At 67.4% G+C, this 21,545-nt stretch carries 14 protein-coding genes; 8 read left to right on the plus strand and 6 right to left on the minus strand.

Going from position 1 to position 21,545, the window contains the following annotated elements; genetic code table 11:
* The first annotated feature begins 4 nt into the window (after window positions 1-4).
* The 3 genes from AB0J95_RS46810 (at window position 5) to AB0J95_RS46820 (ending at window position 4,365) form a co-directional block, all read left to right on the plus strand.
* Window positions 5-2,488, plus strand: a complete 2,484-nt coding sequence (locus AB0J95_RS46810; RefSeq protein WP_364772716.1) for a LamG-like jellyroll fold domain-containing protein — start codon at window positions 5-7, stop codon at window positions 2,486-2,488.
* A gap of 123 nt (window positions 2,489-2,611) precedes the next feature.
* The gene (locus tag AB0J95_RS46815; protein WP_364772718.1) at window positions 2,612-3,160 is read left to right on the plus strand and encodes a dihydrofolate reductase family protein; all 549 of its coding nucleotides are present in this window, start codon (window positions 2,612-2,614) and stop codon (window positions 3,158-3,160) included.
* Window positions 3,157-4,365 (plus strand): FAD-binding protein, encoded by a 1,209-nt coding sequence (locus tag AB0J95_RS46820; RefSeq protein WP_364772719.1) that lies wholly within the window; start codon window positions 3,157-3,159, stop codon window positions 4,363-4,365. The genes AB0J95_RS46815 and AB0J95_RS46820 overlap by 4 nt, the downstream gene beginning before the upstream one ends.
* Here the strand turns inward: AB0J95_RS46820 and AB0J95_RS46825 are convergent.
* Window positions 4,349-6,394, minus strand: coding sequence for a patatin-like phospholipase family protein (locus AB0J95_RS46825; RefSeq protein WP_364772721.1), 2,046 nt, complete (start codon window positions 6,392-6,394; stop codon window positions 4,349-4,351). The two genes, AB0J95_RS46820 and AB0J95_RS46825, sit on opposite strands and share 17 nt — an antisense overlap.
* Window positions 6,395-6,877: 483 nt before the next feature.
* Between AB0J95_RS46825 and AB0J95_RS46830 the strand changes: the two genes are divergently transcribed.
* The 3 genes from AB0J95_RS46830 to AB0J95_RS46840 all read left to right on the plus strand — a co-directional run bounded on the left by AB0J95_RS46830 (window position 6,878) and on the right by AB0J95_RS46840 (window position 14,442).
* Complete coding sequence (locus AB0J95_RS46830) at window positions 6,878-7,363, plus strand: hypothetical protein (RefSeq protein WP_364772722.1); 486 nt, start codon at window positions 6,878-6,880, stop codon at window positions 7,361-7,363.
* Between the two features lie 111 nt (window positions 7,364-7,474).
* Complete coding sequence (locus AB0J95_RS46835) at window positions 7,475-10,660, plus strand: hypothetical protein (RefSeq protein ID WP_364772724.1); 3,186 nt, start codon at window positions 7,475-7,477, stop codon at window positions 10,658-10,660.
* 695 nt (window positions 10,661-11,355) lie between these two features.
* Window positions 11,356-14,442, plus strand: a complete 3,087-nt coding sequence (locus AB0J95_RS46840; protein WP_364772725.1) for a BTAD domain-containing putative transcriptional regulator — start codon at window positions 11,356-11,358, stop codon at window positions 14,440-14,442.
* 24 nt (window positions 14,443-14,466) lie between these two features.
* Here AB0J95_RS46840 and AB0J95_RS46845 read toward each other — a convergent pair whose 3' ends face one another.
* Entirely contained in the window at window positions 14,467-15,276 is an 810-nt protein-coding gene (locus tag AB0J95_RS46845; RefSeq protein ID WP_364772726.1) for an AfsR/SARP family transcriptional regulator, read from the minus strand.
* A 282-nt stretch (window positions 15,277-15,558) separates the two neighbouring features.
* On the opposite strand from AB0J95_RS46845, the gene AB0J95_RS46850 reads away from it, so the two are divergent.
* Window positions 15,559-15,696, plus strand: a complete 138-nt coding sequence (locus AB0J95_RS46850) for a hypothetical protein (protein WP_364772728.1) — start codon at window positions 15,559-15,561, stop codon at window positions 15,694-15,696.
* A 265-nt stretch (window positions 15,697-15,961) separates the two neighbouring features.
* Here AB0J95_RS46850 and AB0J95_RS46855 read toward each other — a convergent pair whose 3' ends face one another.
* The 4 genes from AB0J95_RS46855 to AB0J95_RS46870 all read right to left on the minus strand — a co-directional run bounded on the left by AB0J95_RS46855 (window position 15,962) and on the right by AB0J95_RS46870 (window position 20,364).
* Entirely contained in the window at window positions 15,962-16,594 is a 633-nt protein-coding gene (locus AB0J95_RS46855; protein ID WP_364772729.1) for an LmbU family transcriptional regulator, read from the minus strand.
* Window positions 16,595-16,724: 130 nt separating this feature from the next.
* Window positions 16,725-17,744 carry a hypothetical protein gene (locus AB0J95_RS46860; protein WP_364772731.1) on the minus strand — a complete coding sequence of 340 codons (1,020 nt, stop codon included), beginning with the start codon at window positions 17,742-17,744 and terminating at the stop codon, window positions 16,725-16,727.
* Between the two features lie 8 nt (window positions 17,745-17,752).
* Complete coding sequence (locus AB0J95_RS46865; protein WP_364772732.1) at window positions 17,753-19,267, minus strand: aromatic amino acid ammonia-lyase; 1,515 nt, start codon at window positions 19,265-19,267, stop codon at window positions 17,753-17,755.
* Window positions 19,264-20,364 (minus strand): class I adenylate-forming enzyme family protein, encoded by a 1,101-nt coding sequence (locus tag AB0J95_RS46870; protein WP_364772733.1) that lies wholly within the window; start codon window positions 20,362-20,364, stop codon window positions 19,264-19,266. The genes AB0J95_RS46865 and AB0J95_RS46870 overlap by 4 nt, the downstream gene beginning before the upstream one ends.
* Before the next feature lie 194 nt (window positions 20,365-20,558).
* On the opposite strand from AB0J95_RS46870, the gene rfbB reads away from it, so the two are divergent.
* Window positions 20,559-21,488 (plus strand): dTDP-glucose 4,6-dehydratase, encoded by a 930-nt coding sequence (gene rfbB / locus AB0J95_RS46875; RefSeq protein ID WP_364772734.1) that lies wholly within the window; start codon window positions 20,559-20,561, stop codon window positions 21,486-21,488.
* Window positions 21,489-21,545 lie beyond the last annotated feature (57 nt).

Below are 21,545 nucleotides of genomic sequence, written 5' to 3' on the forward strand. Positions count from 1 at the left end.
CCCGATGCAGAGAACCTCGATCGGGCGGCGGGTGCTCACCCTGCTCGCCGCCGCCGTCAGTACCGTAGCCATGGCCAGTCCGGCCCAGGCCGCGCCGGACTGGAGACCGAAAACACCACCGTTGTCAACACCGTGGACCAAACTCGTCGGCCCCAACAACGCTCTGCCCGAGTATCCACGACCACAGCTCACCCGGGACCAGTGGCAGAACCTCAACGGTGTCTGGGAGTTCGCCGGTGCCGCCGCGGGGGAGGCACCGCCGATCGGGCACTCGCTGGCCGAACGCGTGCTCGTGCCCTACCCGATCGAGTCGGCGCTGTCCGGGATCATGCGGCGCGAGGACCGGATGTGGTACCGCCGCACGGTCACGATCCCGAACAACTGGCGGGGCGACCGGGTCCGGATGAACTTCGGCGCGGTCGACTACGACAGTGTCATCTGGGTCAACGGCAAGCAGGTCGGCACCCACCGCGGTGGCTATGACTCGTTCAGTGTGGACATCACCGACGCGCTCACCGGCCGGGGCCCGCAGGAGATCATCGTCGGCGTCACCGACCTGACCGACGCCACCTGGCAACCCATTGGCAAGCAACGCAATGTGCCCGACAAGGGCATCTTCTACACGTCCACCTCGGGTATCTGGCAGACGGTCTGGCTGGAACCGGTGGCCGCCAGCAACATCACGCAGCTCGACCAGACTCCGAAGCTCGCCGACTCCACACTCCGCGTCACGCCAAGGATCAGCGGCGACACGGCGGGTCTGTCGGTCGAAGCCGTTGCCTACGACCGGAACCGGGTCGTCGGCAGGGCGACCGGTGCGCCGGGCGCCGAGCTGAAAGTCCCGGTGCCGAACGCGAAACTGTGGACGCCGGACTCGCCTTTCCTGTACGACCTCCGAGTGCGCCTGGTTCGCGGGCACCGGACCGTCGACGAGGTCGGCTCGTACTTCGGGATGCGGGAGATCGGCACCGTCATGGGCGCGGACGGCAAGCTGCACATGGCGCTGAACGGCAAGGTCCTGTTCGAGATGTCCACGCTGGACCAGGGGTTCTGGCCGGACGGCATCTACACCGCGCCCACCGACGCCGCCCTGAAGTTCGACCTGGAGACGCACAAGAAGCTGGGCTTCAACACCGTTCGCAAGCACATCAAGGTCGAACCGGACCGGTGGTACTACCACGCCGACCAGCTGGGATTGCTGGTGTGGCAGGACATGCCCGCGATGCGGACCGGCGGCACGCCGCCGCCGGACGCGCAGCAGGAGTTCGAACGCCAGCTGCACACGATGGTGGACAAGCACAAGAGCTTCACGTCCGTCGTGGTGTGGGTGCCGTTCAACGAGGGCTGGGGCGAGTGGGACCGGACGGCCACCGGCCGGATCGCCGACTCCGTCAAGGCCCAGGACCCAAGCCGGCTCGTCAACCCGCACAGCGGTGTGAACTGTTGCGCCTCACACGGTGACTCCGGTCGCGGGGACATCCTCGACTTCCACCAGTACGTCGGCCCGGCGGCGCCTTCACCAAGCGCCACAAGGGTCGCGGTCGACGGCGAACACGGCGGCTTTGGCCTGCAGGTGAAGGACCACATGTGGTTCAGCGACGGGCACGCGTACGAGATGGAGCCCGACTCGGCCACGTTGACCCGCCGGTACGTCGAGAACCAACGGGATGTGATGTCGACCGCGCAGCGTTGCGGGATCAGCGCGGCCGTGTACACGCAGATCACCGACGTCGAGCACGAGGTGAACGGCTTCTACACCTATGACCGGGTCGTCAAGAAGATGGACTTCAACCAGGTCAAGGCGGTGAACGAGGCGATCATCCGGAACGCCGACGGCACACACGGTCCTACCCCGCCGGGTCCGGGAACTCCTGGCCCTGATGGCATCGCCGCCTTCCCCTTGGACGAAGGCAGTGGCAACTCCACTGTGGACACTGTCGGACATCGCACGGCAACCCTGACGGACGCAACTTGGACCACCGGTCACACGGGCGCGGCGGTTCAGTTCAACGGCAGCACTTCCACTGTGGACACCGGAGCATCCGTGCTGGACACTTCGGGTAACTACACCGCGGCTGCTTGGGTGAAGCTGGACAGCCTCGGCGGGTTCGCGACGGCCATCAGCCAGGACGGGCCCGACCACAGCGCGTTCTTCCTGCAGTATTCCGGGCAGGACAACAGGTTCGCGTTCAGCTTCGCGGGCGTCCGGGCGCTGGCTCCCGTCACCCCCGAGGTCGGTCGTTGGTACCACCTCGTGGGCGTCCGGGATGTCGTGGCCGGGTCGCTGACGTTGTATGTGGACGGTCAGCAGGCGGGCGTCGCGTACTCGTGCGACGGCGGACCGGGTGCTGGCAACACTGTGATCGGACGGGCCAAGTTCAACGGCGGTCCGGTGGACTTCTGGCGTGGCGCGATAGACCAAGTCCACCTTTACGACCGTGCGTTGCCCGCGGCCGAAGTGGCCCAGCTGTACAGCTCGGGCCGCTAGACCGCGGAAATCCTGCCCGGCGGTGACACGGCACCGCCGGGCAGGGCCGATCATGCGCGTTTTGTTCAAGCCGCGGCTTGACGCCGCTCCTAGAGTGGTTCCATTCGACTCTGGGAGGACGTCATGGCGGTACAGGTTACGTTGTCGATGTCGTTGGACGGCTACATCACCGGGCCCAAGGTCAGCGCCGACCTGCCGTTGGGGACCGCGGCGAACGTGCTCCGGCCGGGCGGTGACCTGCACAAGCCGCAGGACATCCTGGCCGTCACCGGTGCGACCGTCGTCGGCCGGACCATATACGACCACACCGACGGCTGGGGCGAGGAGCCGCCGTTCCGCATGCCGGTGTTCGTGGTGACCCATCGGGCGCGGCCGGTCCGGATCGCAGGCGAGACAACGTTCACGTTCGTGGGAAGCGTGGCGGAGGCTGTGGCGGAGGCGAAGCAGGCCGCCGGGGACAAGGACGTCTACATCGGCGGCGGCGCGAGCATCGCCGACCAGGCGCTCAACCTCGACCTGGTGGACGAGTTGTTCCTGTACATCGAGCCGGTCCTGCTCGGCGGTGGGACTCGGTTGTTCGCTTCCTTGGAAGAGCGGCAGATCACGTTGGAGCGGGTGCGGGCGGTCGAGGCGCCGATCAGCACGCACATCCACTATCGCGTCCTGCGATGAGGATCCTGCGCCCTGACGATGCGGAGTATGAGGCGGTTCGGCGGCCGGCGTTGCCGAACTACTGGCATGTGCGGCCTTCCGCTGTGGTGCGTTGTTTCAGTACCGCGGATGTTGTTTCGACGCTTGAGTATGCGCGGACCGCGGGTCTGCATGTGACTCCACGAGGTGGCGGGCATTGCTTTGCCGGGCGTTCTTCGACTTCCGGCGTTGTGCTCGATCTCTCGCCGCTGAACTCGGTTTCCGTGTCTGGCGGGGTCGCTGTTGTTGGGGCTGGGGCGGTTCTGGACCAGGTGTACTCGGGGTTGGATGCTCACGGGTTGACGTTGCCTGCCGGCTGTGGTCCCACGGTTGGTATCGCCGGGCTTACTCTCGGCGGTGGACTCGGGTTGCTTGGGCGCCGGTATGGCCTTACCTGCGATCGGTTACTGTCCGCTGAGGTTGTGCTCACTGATGGCCGGGTTGTCACGTCCTCGGTGGACAGCGAACCCGATCTGTTCTGGGCTTTGCGCGGGGCGGGTGGCGGGCAGTTCGGGGTGGTCACGTCTTTGGTCTTCGCGCCTGTGCCTGCTTCGCCTGCGATTCGGTTCTTGCTGACCTGGCCGGTGGCTGCGGCTTTCGACGTTGTCTTGGTGTGGCAGGAGGTCGCGCCGGACGCGCCGGACGAGGTGAGCGCGAACCTCAAGATCACCGTCTTCGGCGTGACCGTCTTCGGCGCCGGCCCACCCCCGGACGAGTTGCTGCGGCTCACCCCATCCACCCGCGACATCACCACAATGCCCTACCGCCACCTCAAGGAGTCCTTCGACGGCCCGGAAACCGGCCCCATCACCAGCAAATCCGAATTCTTCGCCGAGAACCTCCCAACCCCCACCATCAAAACCCTGCTGGACGCCCTCACCCCCGGCTGCGAACTGAACTTCACCCCCATGGGCGGCGCCTACAACCGCATACCCCCACATGCCACGGCATTCGCCCACCGCCACACCCGCTTCCTCCTCGAACACACCGCCCCCACTCCCACCCAAGCCCACACCTCCTGGACCATCACCCACCCCCACGGCACCGGCCGCGTCTACCCCAACTTCCCGGACCCCACCCTCCCGAACTGGCAAACCGCCTACCACGCCGAAAACCACCCCCGCCTCGCCGAAATCAAGGCCCACTACGACTCCGACCGCGTCCTGCACTTCAAACAGTCGCTGTGACGGAGTCGTCCGCGGCGGGCTGGGCTGCGGCGGGCGCGACTTCAGGTGAGGCGCTCGCGACACATGCGGCGAGGCGGTTCTGGCGTTTGCGGACCTGCGACATCCAGTAGCCGAAAATCAGCAGGAACAGTCCGAAGAGCTGGACGGCCTTGAGCGGCAGCAGGATGAGGTCGTCGTTCGCGTCCAGTTGCACGCGATGGTCCAAGGACCCGACGGCGAGGTGAATGCGGTCTCCCACAGCGAACCGGGCGGTCGTGGCGAACCGGAACTCCTTGATACCGGAGAAGTTGTTCGGCCGGTCCGGAACGTAGGTGTAGAGCATGACGCTCGACCCGGCTGCCAGGTCGGTCGCCGTGTCAGCCTTCGTGATGGTCACTGTTTCACGGGATCCCTTGTAGTACTGCTGTGCCCAGACGGCTCCCACCACGCCCAGCACGATGATGAGCAGGCCTGCGATCATCGTGCTCCAGGTCAACCGCCTTCCCCCGGGACCGGTCACCTTCGGATAGCAGGCGCCATAGCTCACCCTGCTGTGGAACTTCGCCGTTATACGGCCGGCGATGATCACCCATCCCACTCCCACGGCGAGCCCGGCACAACTGACCCATTCCACATTCTGCGCCAGGATGCCCTGTGCGATCAGGTATGCGGACGCCGCGAGCAAACCGCTGGAGAGCAGGGCGACCCGGAAGCCGGGTGCGGTACTTGGTGGGGGCTGTACCGGCGTGGTTGGGGCCGGTGGCGTGGCCGGCCCGGTCAGGGGCACGTCGAAGTACTCGGTGAGCTGGTCGGCACAGGCGGTGCGTCCGTTCAGCACGGCGGCTTCGATCACGTCCGGCGTGGCGTTGAAACCGGTGGTGGTCAACCCGTCGTACGGGACCATGATCAGATAGTCCCGTCGCCCGGCACCGACCCAGGGGGCGACTCCAGTGCCCACCGCCAGGGCAGACTTGGCCGACGGCAGCAGCGTTGTGCCGATCGCCTTCGAGAACGCGATCATGGCCAGGAACAGCAGGCCGACACACAATGCCGACAGCATCGTCGCCGTGGCTCCGAGTGCCAACGGCAACGGTGACAGGCCGGTGCCGTCGTCGGACAACAACGTCCACAGGGTTCGGAACTCCCGCCGTACGCCATACAGGAACGCGACGACGATCCCGGCCAGCGCGGCCAGGATGAGCAGGCGGGTGATGGCGTTCGACAGAGTCGAGCCGAACGCCCAGAGCACCGGGTTGCCGGCGCTCTGCAGGGTTCCCTTGTCGAACGAGGCGGGGCCGGAGTGCGTGTGCTCGATCCAGTCCGGGCGGAACGGAGCGGTCGTCTTCGGCACGCCCAGCGCGAAGTACAGCGTGCGCCGCGCTCGCTCGGCTTTCAGCTCCGCCGACGACTGTTCGGCCGGACTCGCCGTCTTGACCGTCCGGATCCATTCCTGGAAGGACGCGTCCTGGAACACGAACCGGGGGAAGTTCGCCCAGGCTCCGCCATCGACCAACCGGTGTGACACAAATCCGTCGCCGTCGATCCTGCGGACCGCGCGGGCCGACGGGAACGCGCCCGGGATGGCACTGGAAGCCAGGACAGCGGATGTCACGGACAGGTTCGGCGTCGTGTGCACCGAGAACACGATCGGCGAGCTCGTCGCCAGGTCCAGCGCCACCACGTAAAGCGTGATCTGCGACCGGTACAGGTCCCTGAAGGTGACTGGGGTCCCCGGCTCGTTGCCGGCCTTCTTGCTGAGCATTTCCTCGAGAGCCGCACCGAGCTTGCGGTTGTCGTAGAGCCCGTCCTGCAGCCCGAGGACCATTTTGACCGTGCCGCGGGTGATCGTTGTCAGCAGCCGGGGAACGTTGTCCCGGATCTCATCCGCGGTGTAACCAGCGGCGATCAAAGATGCCGTGATCGCACCTGCGGACGTGCCGGCCACGGCACCGAACCACATGCCCCGTTCTTCGACGGCCTGCAACGCACCCGCGTAGCCGATGCCCTTGGCGCCGCCACCTTTGAACACGCCATTGACGAGTATGGTCATCGCCGGCCTCCCGAGCCCTCCGCCCCTTGTGTGCCGTTATCGGTGGTGGCGGCTGATGGGTTTCGGTGTGGACGGTTCATTGTGGAGACGTTGCATTTCCTATACCGCGCTGTGACCGACTGCCTTGTTCTATGAATGTCGAATCAATGGCTGGGTGACCATGTTTCTTGATCAGTTCGGCCATTTGGCTGGGAGAGCGCGGATTCGGTATTTGTGCGGGTTGGGGATGGTCCGATTGGGCGGTGTTGCTGGGGAGATGGGGAGGCGGGGCTGGGGTTCGCGGTTGGATTCGGGGTGTCGGCGGCCGAAGGGGAGGGTATGGGCTGGAGGAATCAACCGCGTGATTCGAAGGGGCGTTGGGTGGCGAAAGGGGGTGGGGTTGTTGTCGCGGTGTCAGTTGTCGGGGCGGTGTCGTTGAGTGGTGGCGGAGCTGGTGGTGGCGGCGCGGTTTCCGTCGAGTCCGCGACGGGGCAGTCTGTCCGGGTGAATGTGAGCCGGGGGAAGGGGAATGCGAAGCAGGGCAAGCGGGATGCCGCGTGGCGGGATATGGGGTTGCGGCGGCTGCGGGAGGCGAGCAAGCGGGCCGCGGACTGCGTGATCAATTCCTATGGTGAGGTGCGCACGTTCTTTGTCCGGACGCCTTGCCGGTCGCTCGACCGCGCATTGGTGGTGTTGGGTGACGGGCGGGAGAACGAGGTTGTCGTGGCCGTCTCGTGGGTGCGGATGGGGACCACTGAAGGTGCGCGCAAGCTGCGGGAACTCGCGGACACCGATGGCACCGGGAATGTGTCGCCGTTGGCAGGCGCCCTTGTGCGGGCCGCTGGTGTGAGGTTCACGGGGCGGTATTACGACTCCCGGCGGGACGGCAAGCTGGTGGTCATCGCGGAGACCGAACCGTTGCGGGGGAAACCGGACCCGGAGTTCATGGACGGGATTGCCGAGATCGCGGTGGAATTCCCGCCACCGTGACCGCGCGGACCGGCCGATTGGGCAGAGTCGATCGGCCAGGCGATGGGTTTTGCCCGGATGGCCGACTGGTCGGGCGTATTGCCAGGTGTTTGCGGCGGGCACGCTCGGTGGGTGAAGAGATCACGGAGGGTTCTGGCCGTTGTGGCGGCAGTGGGGATGGTGGCCGGGCTGGCTGGTCCGGCGGGGGCGGAGTGGCCGTTGCCGCGGTCGCCCCGGCCGTATCTGGGGCCGGGGGAGTCGCTCGGCGAAGCGCATTACGTCCTGCGGTTCGGGGAATACGGGGTTGGCACGGACAGTCTCGACGGGACTGGGATGCAGTTGCATGGCGCTTATGGTTCTGGCGCCAGTCTGCGGATGTACAGCCCCGACGACAAACAGAAGACCGGCACTTACACGATCGGGTACAAGGAGAAGACCGGGACCGAGGAGATCACGCGGTACCTGCCCACGCACGCGCCGCCGAGGGGCGGATGGTTGTGGGACGGGCATTTCTGGGACAGCACGGCGTTGTGGTTGGGACACAGCCGGTTCCGGCCGGGGACGACGGGACCCGGTGACACCGGGACGGATGTCCGCGCCGACAACGACCACCTGATCTCCATCCCGGTGGTGCCGAACACCGAGACCAAACGCAGTTTCCTGATCTCCTCGCGGGTTCAGGCGCCGAGCCACTCGAACGTCCACTATGGTCTCCGGCCGCAGCCCTACCTCGACCGTGGCGGCTTCGGGCTGACCAGCCCCGGCGGCATCGGCAACCGGGTCATCGACCTCGCCCCGGTCGTGGACCAGTGGAACGTCCTGCAGATCCGGGCGGATGTCACAACGAACGGCGGCACCAAGGCCGACGCGTCCGACGACACCGGGAAGGTCACCTATCGCTACTTCCTGAACAACGCGGAGGTCGGCACCGCGGACACGTTCGACCTGTTGCCCTCAGCGATGCACACCGGCCAGGGCGACGTCCGGTTCGGGCCCGCGTTCGGCCTGGCCCGCGGCTGGCAGGGCGACGCGCCCGAGGCCCTCGTCGACTCCATCGCCGTCTACGACCTGCAGAACGTGCCGTTCCGGACCTCCTGGATCGGCGAGACCATCCTGCCCGAGGACGCGGCGAAGTACGCGGAGGACCGCTGGATGCCGCGCCAGCGCAACGTCGGGCAGAACGTGCAGGCCATGTGGGTCGACCCGATGCCCACGGCCGACGGCAAGACGCTCATCTTCACCAACACCCACTGGGACGAGTCCGCCCGTGCGACCGGGATCTACGTCTCCGACGGCAAAGGCGTGATCCGCCCGTATGGCGCCCTTGGTGCCTATGGCATCGCTCTCGGCGGCCTCGCGATCACCGGCGACGCCAACTACATCTACGCCTCCTACGAACGGATGGTGGACGATCCGGCGGTTCCGGGAACGAAGAAGGTGGACGCCACCTGCGTCGCCCGCTACCCGAGGAACGCGATCAAGCCGGACATCGGCAATCCGGCCACCGCGTTCCCCGGCATCGCCTACCCGGGAGCCTTGTGTCTGCCGGACGCGGCGCCGTCCAACGACCCGCAGACGGGAACCGCGCACCCGCAAAGCGTTCGCGGCCTCGCCGCGAACGACCAGTACCTGTTCGTGGGGCACCGCAAGGACAACAAGGTCTACATCTACCCCAAAGAACAGGTCACCCAGGGACGCAAGGAGATCGCCGTCCAGGACCCGCGCGGAATGGCGTACTCCACAAAGGACAACACCCTGTGGGTGATCGTCGAAGGCGGAGCGGCCATCCAGGAGTACGTCGTCGCAGCAGACGGAACCTTGACACCGCAACGAAAGCTCACCGGTCCAAAAGCGACGGCGGTGTTCGTCACCCCACAAGGCCAGCTGTATGTGGCAGACGACGACACACAACAGATCCGTGTCTTCGACACCACCAAAACGCCCGTTCAGGAGATCCCCGGCAAGATCCTGGGCGACAAGGGCGGAGTCGTGGCAGCGGGTGGCGCGTACGGCCCGGCGAAGTTCGACGGCCTCAAGGGTGTCGGCGTTGACAACGCCGGGAACTACTACGTGGCGAGCAATGGCCTGGGCTCCTCACCGTTCGCCTCACCCGTCACGCTGGATGTCCGCCGCTTCAACGCGACCACGAAAGCGCTGGAGGGGCAGGTGATCAACAACGTCAGCACCACGATCGGCGCGTTCGACCCGCAGAACCCGAACGTCGTCCACACCCCGACGCAACGCTACGAGCTCAACCTGGACGCCCAGGCACCCGGCACCGAGTGGTCACCGCAGAAGACCATGTTGACCACCGACCGGTACACCTGCCCGACCGACGGCCGTGTGATGGGCGCGGACGGGTACAACACCGCGGTAGCGGTGCGGTACATGGGACCGGAGCACAAGAAGGTCATGTTCACGACCGGCCAGGGCAATGTCGGCAGGCTGAGCATGTTCCGGTTCACCGCGGACGGGCACGCCCAGCCGGCCGCGATCTTCACCGAGAACATCGACAACCAGGTCTGGCCGCCGAACGAACCCACGAGGTGGGGCACCGGCGACCATGTGTGGACGTGGCGGGACAGCAACGGCGACTGCCAGTTCGGCGACAACGAGTTCGCCGCGCCGATGGAGCTGAGCGTCCGGTCGAACTGGAGCGTGTCCGAAAAGGACAACCTGCCGAACCACCGCGCCGGGGATGTCTGGCTGGCCGGGTACAAGCAGCTGGTGGGGCCGGTGCTCAAGCGGGTCCGGTTCACCGGGACGTTCGAGAACGGCAGCCCGGTCTACGACACGGCGAACGTCGAGATCATGCCGTTGCCGCAGCCGTTCGTCGACGCGTATGGAGTGGTCTACCAGTCCACGACGGACACCCTGTACCTGCTGGGTGTGAATGTGAACGACCCGACGATGCGAAAGGGCTGGCAGCTGGCCCGGTACGACAAGTTCTACGAGAGGTTCGCGGCGAAACAACCGCAGTCGGCCACCTGGCTGCGGCAACTGCCGGATGACGTCGCCTTCTGCGCCACCGACCCGAACAAGGAGTGCCGGATCAACTCGCTGACCGCGGCGGGCGACCGGGTCTACGTCGGCAACATAACGGGGCCGACCGATGACCTCGCCGGCCGGATCCGGATGTTCGACGCCGCCACCGGCACCCCGGCCGGGCAGCTCGTTCCCGGCCCGGAAGTCGCGCACACCTCTGGGTGGCACGACATGAAACAAGCCGTCGCGGCCACTCGGCTGCCGGATGGCCGCCGGTTCGTGCTGGCCGAGGAGAACTTCGCCAGCCGAATCCTGCTCTACCACGGATTCTGAGCCAGACCGGGACAGCGGCGGGTGATCGTAACGGTCACCCGCCGCTTGTCGTTCCCGAAGGCGGAAAATTTAAGGAAAAGATGAGGTTGGTTCAGCTTGGGCAGGGTGGCGGCCGGGTATGCCCCAAGGGCGTTGCAGGAAGTTGCAAAATGCGAGGGTTGCGAGGGTCGCTTCGGTATTCGCCGGGATCGGCCGGGTAACGGGCGGACCGGTGAGGCGAACGATTGCATGGACCAGATTTTCGCTGTTTAAGCAGGTCAGACCCCTACTTAGGGTGGCTACGAGTCCCGCTGAGCGGGCAATCGGACGATCATCATGCGTCTGGACAGGCGATTAGTTACGTGTCGGCAACGGAGTACGTATTAGCCGGGTTAACTTTGTGGTAAAGGACCACCCGACGTGCCCGGGTGGTCGCACTGTGAAATACGCCGCTTTCGGGCCCGGCCGGCCCGGGCATTTTTTCCATAACGCTTGGGCGGGTCTGCCCGGCGTGAGAGCATTGCCACAACAGTCCAACCAATGGCCGAGGGGCGCGATCCGAAAAGGGTCGTGCGGGAGCCCGCGTGGGGCGGGGTCCACCCTGGCCAGGACCCGGCGTGCGAACGCCGGAGAAGAGGGTGCGCTCAACAGATGCGTGCGATGGAGCCAGTCGTGGGGACGGCGCGTCGCGGCGCATCGACTTCTTGGGGGTCGCTTTGGGATTACGGATTCTGGGGCCGGTCGAGCTCGTGGCCGGCGACCGCTCGGTCAAGATCGGTGGTCCTCGCGAGCACATCGTCCTGGCCGCGCTCGCGCTGCGGGTCAAGCGGGTCACCTCGTTCGACCAACTCATGGAGGCGGTCTGGGACGAGGACCCGCCGCTGACCGCGCGCAGCCAGATCCAGAGCTCCATCTCGGTGCTGCGCAAGCTGTTCGCCGACACGGGGCTGCCCGACGCGATCAAGACGCATCCCTCGGGCTATCTGCTCAACCTGTCCCACCGGGACCTGGACAGCGAACAGTTCGCCCGGCTGGTGGCCACCGCGCACCAGGAGGTGGCCGAGCACCGCACCGCGGACGCGGCGGCGACCCTGCGCGAGGCCCTGAGCCTGTGGCGTGGGCCCGCGCTGGACGGCGTGCAGAGCGACTATGTCCGCCGTGCCGCCTCGGTCCTCGACGACGGCCGGATGACCGCGACCGAGGAGCACGTGCGGCTGCGCCTGGAACTGGGCGCGCACAAGGCGCTCGTCGGCGAGCTGCAGTCCCTGCTGACCGAGAACCCTTGGCGGGAACGGCTTTACGGGTTCCTGATGCTGGCGCTCTACCGGTGCGGCCGGCAGGCCGAGGCGCTGGAGGTGTGCCGCCGGGCCCGCACGGTGCTGATGGAGGAGCTGGGCATCGAGCCGCACCAGGACCTGCGGGACCTGGAACAGGCCATTCTCAACCGCGACCCGGCGCTGGACCTGCCGCCCGCGGACACCGGGCCGGCCATGGTGGCCGAGGCGGACGTAGCGAGCCCGCGCCAGCTGCCCAGCAGCATCGCCGACTTCATCGGCCGCGACGACCAGCTGGCCGAGATCAAGCGCATCCTGCTGACCGCGCAGGAGGCGGAGGCGGCCCGGTACGCCGTGCCGATCATCGCGATCTCCGGCCGCGGCGGGGTCGGCAAGTCCACACTGGCCCAGCGCGCCGCGCACGAGCTGGGGGACCAGTTCCCGGACGGCCACATCTACGCCGACCTGCGTGGACAGGCCGAGGAGAACACCACGCCCGCGCTGCTGGCCCGGTTCATCCGCGCGCTCGGCGTGCACGGTTCGGCGGTGCCCGAGGACGTGGCCGAGCGGATCGAGATGTACCGCAGCCGCCTTGCCGGCAAACGGGTTCTGGTCGTGCTGGACAACGTGACCAACGAGGAGCAGGTCCTGCCGCTGCTGCCGGGCAGCCCAACCTGCGCGGTGATCGTGACGAGCACCGCCCGGCTGGTCGGCATGCCCGGCGCGAACTGGATCGACGTGGACACGTTCGACGACCAGACCTCCGCCGAGCTGCTGGCCAGGATCGTTGGCTGGCAACGACTGCAGGCCGAACCGGACGCGGTGAGCGAGCTGGTCACGTACTGCGGCGGGCTGCCGCTGGCGTTGCGGATCGCCGGTGCGCGGCTGGCGTCCCGGCCGCAGTGGCGGATCCTGGAGCTGACCCGGCGGCTCAAGTCCGAGGTGCGCAGGCTGGACGAGCTGAGCCACCACGGACTCGAGGTCCGGTCGAGCATCGCGCTGACCTATCGCAGCCTTCCCGAACAGGCCCAACGGTTGTTCCGGCTGTGCGCGATGGTGGACGCGCCGGACTTCCCCGGCTGGGTAGCGGCGGTACTGCTGGACACCGACCTTCGCCAGGCCGAGGACACGTTGGAGCGTCTGGTCGATGTGCAGCTGCTGGACACGAAACTGTGTGACGACGGGCAGATCCGCTACAGCTTCCACAACTTGATAAGGGTCTACGCCAACGAGCGACTGCAGGAGTCGGAGACCGCGGCCGAGCGGGACACCGCGCTGCGCCGGATGCTGGGCGCGTGGCTCGCGCTGGCCGAACGGGCGCACCGGATCGAGTACGGCGGTGACTACACGATCCTGCACGGCACCGCGACTCGGCTGCATCTGTCCGAATGGGACACTGATGACGTGATCGGCTGCCCGATGGTGTGGCTGGAGGCCGAACGCGCCGCGCTGGTGTCGTCGGTGCGCCAGGCCGCCGCGGCCGGGCTGGACGAGCTGTGCTGGGATCTCGCGTTGACCCTGGTGAGCTTGTTCGAGGTCAAGGGGTACATGGACGACTGGCGGGAGACCGCCGAGACCGCGCACGATGCCGCCGTCCGGGCGGGCAACCGCCTTGGCACAGCGGCGATGCTGTACTCGCTGGGCACGCTTTACGTGGTGGTCAAGCGGTTGAGCGAGGCCGACCGGTTCTTCAAGGCCGCGCTGGAGATCTTCGACGCCGAGTCGAACCTGCACGGCCAGGCGCTGGTGCTGCGCAACTCCGCGTTCATCGACCGGATGCGCGCCGACTTCGAGCAGATGCTGGTCAAGTACGGCTCCGCGCTGGGCAAGATGCGGGTGGTCGGCGACCTGATCGGTGAGGCGCACGTGCTCACCTCGATGGCCCGCTTCCGGATCGACGAAGGCGATCTGGACGAGGCGAACGACCTGCTCACCGAGGCGATGTCGTTGTACGAGCGGGCCGGGTATGTGCGCGGCGAGGCGCAGGTTCTGGCTACCCAGTCGGAGTTGTACCTGGCAACGGGGCAACTTGGGTTGGCGCGTCAGGCAATGAACGACGTGCTGCGAACCGTGCGCGACATCGGCGACCGGATCGGTGAAGCGCATGCCCTGTACGGCTTGGGTGTGGTGCGGCGCAAGGAAGGGCGGCTGGACCGGGCCGAGGCGACGATGGCGCACGCGTTGTCCGTGGCCGAACGCGTTGGTGATCGGTTGATCGAGGGCCAGGCGCGGTACATGCTCGCCGAGATCGCGGTGACCAGAGCGGACTACACGACCGCGGGACGGCACGCGGACCGGGCGCAGGAGGTGTTCGGCGAGCTCGGTATGTCGTTGTGGCTTGCCAGAACGCTGATCCTGCTGTCCGAAGTGCACGATGACGTTGGCGAGCTGGACCGGGCCAAGTCCGCTCTGGGGCAGGCCAGGGACCTGCTCGGCCGGGCCGGTTCCCGCCAGGCCGACATTCTGTTGCGCCAGCTCGATGTTGCCAGCGCTGTGCTTGGTGATGACGCGCCGTCGGGGCGTGGTTGACAGCCCCGACGGCGGAGCTGTGGTCTATCCCGCGCTGTACAGGCTGGGCAGGTCCGGGGCGGGCGCGTCCACGGCCGGGTCGCCGCGCAGCATCGCCAGGTGCAACCGCTGCAGCCCGGCCGACGGGTCGACGCCCAGTTCCTCGTTCATGGTGGCCCGAAGTCGTTGGTACACCTCAAGAGCACGCCACTGCTCGCCGGACCGGTAGAGCGCGAGCATGTACTTGGTGCCGAAGTTCTCCGACATCGGGTAGCGCGCGTGCAGCCCGGCCAGTTCACCGAGCAGCTTGCGGTGCCGGCCCAGCCGGAGATCCGACTCGATGCGTAAGTCGAGGTCGGCCAGCCTGCTCTCCTCCAGCCGGACGATCTCCACCATCAGGTGCTGGCCGGGCACGATGTCGGACAATGCCGGCCCGCGCCACAAGGAAAGCGCCGCACCGAGGTTGCGGCTCGCCGCCTCGTGGTCCCCGTGGTCCGAGGCGAGCCGCCCGGCCTGCGCGAGCTGCTCGTAGCGGCCGGTGTCGATGTTGCTGTCCGGCACCCGCAGGCTGTAGCCCGCCGGTTCGGTCACCAGGATCCGCTTCGCGTCCTGCCCGGACTGGCCGGTGCCCAGTTCCCGCCGCAGTTTCCCGATGTAAGTGTGCAGTGTCGTCCCGGCGGCCTTGGTCTGGTCCGGTCCCCACAGTTCGCCCATGATCGTCGGCACGGGCACCGAGCGGCCCGCGTTCAACGCGAGCAATGCCAGCAGCTGACGCTGTTTGGCTGCGGACGGCGCCACCGAGACGTCGTGCACGCTGGCTTCGAAGCTCCCCAGTAGCTTGATCGTGAAGCACACGGCTTTTGCCCCATCTCCCTCTCGTCGACCGGCGGCGGGGCGTCGCACGCACCAGGTCCCCCTGTTTCTCGCCACCGTGCCGGTGTGCCGTGATCCACTCCCCCCAGGTGTCCACGCTGGTGACAGCATGCCGGACGGTGATCCTGAACCGCTCCTGAACCGCTCCGCAATCGCTATGGCGCCGGCGGGGCGAAAAGCGGGTCGAACAACCCGCACGGGGATATCGGAATCCGGTTAGGATCCCACCAGGACTGACCGAAAACCAGGCCTTGGGGAGAGAACATGAAGGTCAAGCAGGTGGGTGATGCGGCGGCAGTGGGGACTGCTTCGCTCACCGGTCTGCCCGTGGGCGAAGCTCAGCGCGGGCAGGTCCGGTATTCCGCGACCACCGGCCCGTTCCGGGACTGTCACTGGGGATAACAGTCCATCCCGGACCGTGCCACAGCGGGAGCCGTCACCCCTCGGGTGGCGGCTCCCGCTCTGTCAGCCGGCCCCCGCAAGTCCACCCGGATCCCGGTGAAAATCCCACCATTTATCCGCGTGTCCCACGTTCACGGACCCCGTGTCCCACGTTCGCGGAGTATGAATTCTCCGTTGCCGGGAAATTCGGCCCGGACGAATGTGGGACACGCCCTCCGTGAATGTGGGACACGCGGGCGGTGAATGTGGGACACGCGGGGTGGGGTCAGGCGGGGACTTCGATGGGGTCGTCGGCGTAGTCCTGGAGCAGGATTTCGGTGGCGGCGCGGTCGAGCATGCGCAGCACCCACTCGTCGAAGTCGATGCCCGCGTGGTCCGCGGCCTTGCGCCACATGCCGACCCGGCTGCTCGGCACCGCGATCCGCGAGCTCAGCTCCACCGGTTGCGGCTGCGGCTCACCGCCGTTGCGGTCGTGCTGGATCGCCGTGCGCAGCTGCTTGGTCGTCCACTCCTCCCGTTCGGCCTGGTCGAGCAGCCGGTCCTGGTCCTCGATCGGCAGCGAGGCGACCTCGGCGTGGTGCCGGAAGGTCAGCTTCTGCCTGCGCCGGTCGGCCGGGAACCGGCGTGCGACCCACGCGTAGTTGCGCAAGGTCTGGTACCGCAGGCCCGCGTTCTGGATCGCGAGCTGGTAGCGGTCGGAGTAGTTGGCTTTGCCGAACACCAGCCAGTCGCCCAGCCACCACGCCGACGAGTCGACGATCCCGGACAGCTGCCTGCCCGCCTTCGCCCAGTCGTCGTACTTCAGCCCGTCCGGGATGACCAGACCGGTCCCGCTCATCCGGACCTGCGCCAGCTGCGTCGCAACCCGGACCTTCGCTAAGTCAGCCGTGTCGGACACGAGACCTCCTCCTGTGCCAAGCGGCTGTGCCGCCCTGCTTCCCCTCGACACAGAAGATGTTGCCGGACAGCGGTTGCCGGTCTCTCCACTCGGATCGGACGTCCCGCTTGAGTCCGGCTGGAGTCTCGCTTTACCGCACCCACTCACCGGACCGGCGCAGGTGCGGGGCCCGCGGCCGGTTCAGCTTCATCCGCCCGTAGAGCCGCGCGACCTCGTGGAACGCGAGTTTTTCCTGCCATTCATCGGGATTGTCGGGATCGACCTTGACGATGCCGAACGAGGCCATGTCCAGGTCCCGCCGCGGGTCGGCGAGGTGCGGGTACTCGCGCAGCGCGAACGTGTACACGAAGCAGCCGTGCACGCCGTTGCGGTCCCACAGGTCGATCAGGTCGCACAGGTACGCGGCCTGAACCCGTTCGCTGCGAACGGTTCCCTTCTTCAGCCGGGGATGGCGGCCCAGCCAGTGCACGATCCGGAACGAGCCCGGACCCCGTTGCGCGCCACCGATGTGCGCGCCGCAGCCGAACTCGGTGATGACCAACGGTTTTCCCGCCGACCGCACGTGCCCGCGCAGCCGCTCGGTCAGGTACGGGCTGTTTCCCTTGGTGCGGTACAGGTTGATGCCCGCGTAGTCGAACAGCGACCAGTCGACCTCTTCCCAGGCCGCGGCTGCGTAGGTGACCGGGCCGCCGAAGTGCGCTCTGGCCACGTCGACCGCCTTGGCGAGCAGCTTGTTCACCTTGCGGTTGATCCGGCGGCGGAAGTAGTGCCGCCACCGGATCATCATCATCCGGATGCCCTCCATCCCGCCGGGCAGCCCGGCGTTGAGGTGCACCGAGAACTCGCAGCCGACGATGAGGTGCACCCGGTCGGGGAACTCCTGGCGCAGTTCCTCCACCGCGATCGCGGTCTGTTCCAGGTTGCGCAGCATCGTCTTGTGCAGCACGTTCACCGGATGCGGCTCGATCCACACATCGAGGCCGATCTGCAGGGCATATCGTGCCGCGGCGATCAGCTTGCCGATGTCCATCCCGATCAGGATCACCGCTGTGCAGTGCAGTCGCCTGAGGATGACGTCCAGGTCACTGCGCGCGATCTCGGCCGACACCTCGTCGGCCATGTACGAGATACCTCTTACCTCCAGCGCCACGGGTGGTCCTACCGCGCGGCTTCGAGCGCGTCGGCGGCGTGGCGGTCCATCAGGTCACGCGCGGCGCGCACCTCGGCGGCCATCGGCCGGTCGGCGTCCAGCGGCGGCGAGATCCGCGCGAGCTCGGCCCAAACACCGTCCTGCGGCTGCCCGGTGATCGACGCCAGCTGCGCGACACCCAACGCCAGCGAACCGGTGACCAGCCAGGCGAGGTCGAGCGCCTCGGCGACGGAGTTGGCTCCGTTGAGCGCCATCGGCACGTGGTCCTGGTTCCACCCGTTGGTGGGCAACGTGGTCAGCGACGACGGCGTGGCCAGCATGCGGATCCGCGAGACGAACGAGGTCGCGCTGATGTGCACACCGGCCAGCCCACAGCCACGGCCCGCACGTGGGGTGAGCATCGGCGGCAGATCCCCATTGGTGGCCGGGGAAAGCAGCAGCCCGAGCTGTCGTTCGGCGAGGTACGCGGCCATGTGCAGGGCCAGCGCGATCTGGTCGGACGCCAGACCCACCGGCATGGCGTGGAAGTTCCCGCCGTGCAGCACGCGGTCCTCGAACGTGATCGGGTTGTCCTGGCAGCCAACGACTTCCCGGGCCAGCACCTCACCGGCGAAGTCCAACTGGTCCAGCACGGCACCAAGAACCTGTGGCGCGCAACGAAGGCTGTACGGCTCCTGCAGCGGACGGTTTTCGTTGCGAGTCATCCCCGCGGGCAGCTCGCCGCGGATCCACTCGGCCACAGTGAGCTGGCCGAGCTGGCCACGCGCGATGCCGTGCCCGGACTCGTAGTGTTCGGGGTTGGCGCCGAGCAGCTGCGCGAGCCGGCCGGTCAGGATCGCGCCCGCACGCACCAGCCGGACCGCGGACTGCTGGTTCAGCAACGACATCGCCAGGCTGGCGCCGGTTCCGTTGACGAACGCGAGCGCCTCCCGCACCGGCCACTCGAGCGGCTCGGCGCCCAGGGCGGCAAGCGCTTGCGTGGCAGGCACGATCCTCCACTGTCCATTCCGGTCCCGCTGCCAGGCCTCGCCGAACCCGGTGAACGCGAGGGCGGCGTGCGCGAGCGGCTGCAGGTCGCCGCTCGCGCTCACCGTGCCGTGCCTGGGAATGACCGGGGTGAAGCCGCGGTTCCACAGGTCGGCCACGATCTGCCAGAACTCCGGCGACACCGCGGAGTACCCCTTGCGCATGTTCTGGATGCGCAGCCAGAGAATCAGCCGGGACGCCTCCGGGGACAGCGGTTCGCCCTGACCGGTGCCCAGGTGCGAGATGAGCGAACTGCCCTGCTCCAGCTCGGATTCCGCGCTGTAGGTGACGAGCGGGCCGAAGCCGCGGGTCAGGCCGTAGATGGGCAGGCCCGAGTCCAGGTGCTCGGTGATGGTCTTCGCGCTGGCGGCCATCCGCGCGATGTCGTCCTCGCTGCACGGGGCCAGCTGGCCGTCCCACGCTGCGCTGCGGACGACCTCCGCGAGGTAGCTGGTCCCGGCCAGCTCGGCCGCGGGGCTCTGCGCAATCTGCGTCACGGTGTGGCTACCTCAGCTTTCTTGGTAGTGGTAACTGCCTTGCCGAGTGCTGATCGTTCGATGCGGGGCACCGCGCGGACGCACTTCGGGCGCACGCCCAGCCGCCGGATCGCGGTGGCCAGGTCCAGATCGGACAGTTGGGTGCCCGGGTGGAGCACTACGTGCAGCTCCACGTGCTCGCCGGTCAGCTCGTCCGAGATCGGCACCAGGGCCAGGTCGTCGCAGTCGAGCACCGGGCGCAGGGCGTGCTCGGCGTCGTCCAGGTTGATCCGGCGGCCGTTCACCTTGACCAGCCGCCCGGTCCGGCCGACCAGCCGGAAGGTCCGGTCGTCCAGGGGGATCACGATGTCGTCGGCGGTCCACCGGTCCGGTGGCCGTTCGCCCGGCCGGAACGCCAGCCGTGGACCACGAACCGACAGCGGGACTTCCTTGCCGGGAGCGGTGGTCCCGGCGAACGAGACGTCCGGGAACAGTGTCCACTCCGGCGGTTCGCCTTCGCTCCACCGTCTGCTCGCGACACCGCCCGCCTCGGTGGACCCGAGCACTTCCACGATCTCCGCGCGTTCGGCTTCCCGCAGGAGAAGTCCCGCGCTCGCGGGCAGCATCGCGCCGCCATAAAGGACGGTCACGTGTTCGAACCGGCGGACCCAGCCGATGTGTTCCAGCAACAGCTTGAAGATCCAAGGCGTTGCCACCACGGCGATCCGGCGCACGGGAACGTCTGGCATCGCGCCGACGAACGCGGGACGGAACCAGACCGGCAGGCCGAGCCAGGCGGGCATGAGCACGCTGGTCAACGCGCCGTACAGGTGCAGGCTCGGCACGAACGAGACGATCGCCTCCGGGCGGCCGGGCGCGATCAGGTCGGCGAGCATGCCGGCCTCACGCCAGACGTTCTCCTGCAATCGCCGCCAGCAGCGTGCCGGTCCGGTACTGCCGGACGTGTGGAAATCAATGACCGGTGGCAACAGGTTCGCGCAAAGGCCCGCGGCGTCGGTGACGCCGTCCCAGCGTGTGCACCAGGCGCCCTCGGCCACCTCGGGTGCGGCGAAACCGGTGCGCAGCAACCGCTCCGGGTCCATCGTCAGGTAACCCACACCGAACTCCTCGGCATCCGCCCGCAGTGTCCATGTCCCGCCGGCGGGACACCGGCACAATTGAAAACCTAACCGAGAATCAATCCGGAGCGATAGCCGCGCGCTGGCCGAATCCCGTTGGGGTGTCGTAGTTTCTTGGCAAATCCCCATTTATGTGAATCGGAAAATGCGCACTCCCCAGGAAGGAGCATCGCGTGAAGGTTCTCGTCACGGGCGGCGCGGGGTTCATCGGTTCGCACTTCGTGCGTACCATGCCGGACGCCGAAGTCACCGTGCTCGACGCGCTCACCTACGCCGGTGACCGCGCCAACATCGAAGGCGTGCCGCACGAGTTCGTGCACGGCGACCTCTGCGACGCCGAGCTGCTCGGCAAGGTCGTGCCGGGCCACGACATCGTGTTCCACTTCGCGGCGGAGTCGCATGTGGACCGTTCCATCGCCGGCGCGCAGAATTTCGTGCGCACCAACGTTCTCGGCACCCAGACGCTGCTACAAGCGTGCCTGGAGGCGGAAATCCCCAAGGTCGTCCAGGTCTCCACCGACGAGGTGTACGGCACGATCGAGACGGGTTCGTGGACCGAGGACGAGCCGCTGGCACCTCGTTCGCCCTACGCGGCGACCAAGGCCAGCGCCGACCTGATCGCCTTGGCGTACCACACGACCTACGGCCTGCCGGTCTCGATCACCCGCTGCGGCAACAACTACGGGCCGTACCAGTTCCCGGAGAAAGTGATCCCGCTGTTCATCACCAACCTCCTGGAGGGCAAGAAGGTCCCGCTCTACGGTGACGGCGGCAACGTCCGCGACTGGATCCACGCGGACGACCACTGCCGGGCCATCCGGCTGGTCGGCCAGGTCGGCGAGCCGGGTGAGATCTACCACGTCGCGGGCACGGCCGAGCTGACCAACAACGAGCTCACCCAGCACCTGCTCGACGCGATGGGCGCGGACTGGTCATCGGTCGAGCACGTGGCCGACCGCAAGGGCCACGACCGTCGCTACTCGTTGGACGACAGCAAGCTGCGTGCCCTCGGCTACGCACCACAGACGTCCTTCGCGGACGGTCTCGCGCAGACCGTGCGCTGGTACTCCGACAACCCCTCGTGGTGGAAGTCCAAGCGCTGAGGCCTGCCCTGTCTCGCCGGCGGGACACCACCGGCGATCGGAGAAAGTCAACTGCAG

The sequence above is a fragment of the Actinocrispum sp. NPDC049592 genome, from assembly GCF_040675465.1.
Taxonomy (GTDB): Bacteria; Actinomycetota; Actinomycetes; order Mycobacteriales; family Pseudonocardiaceae; genus Kibdelosporangium.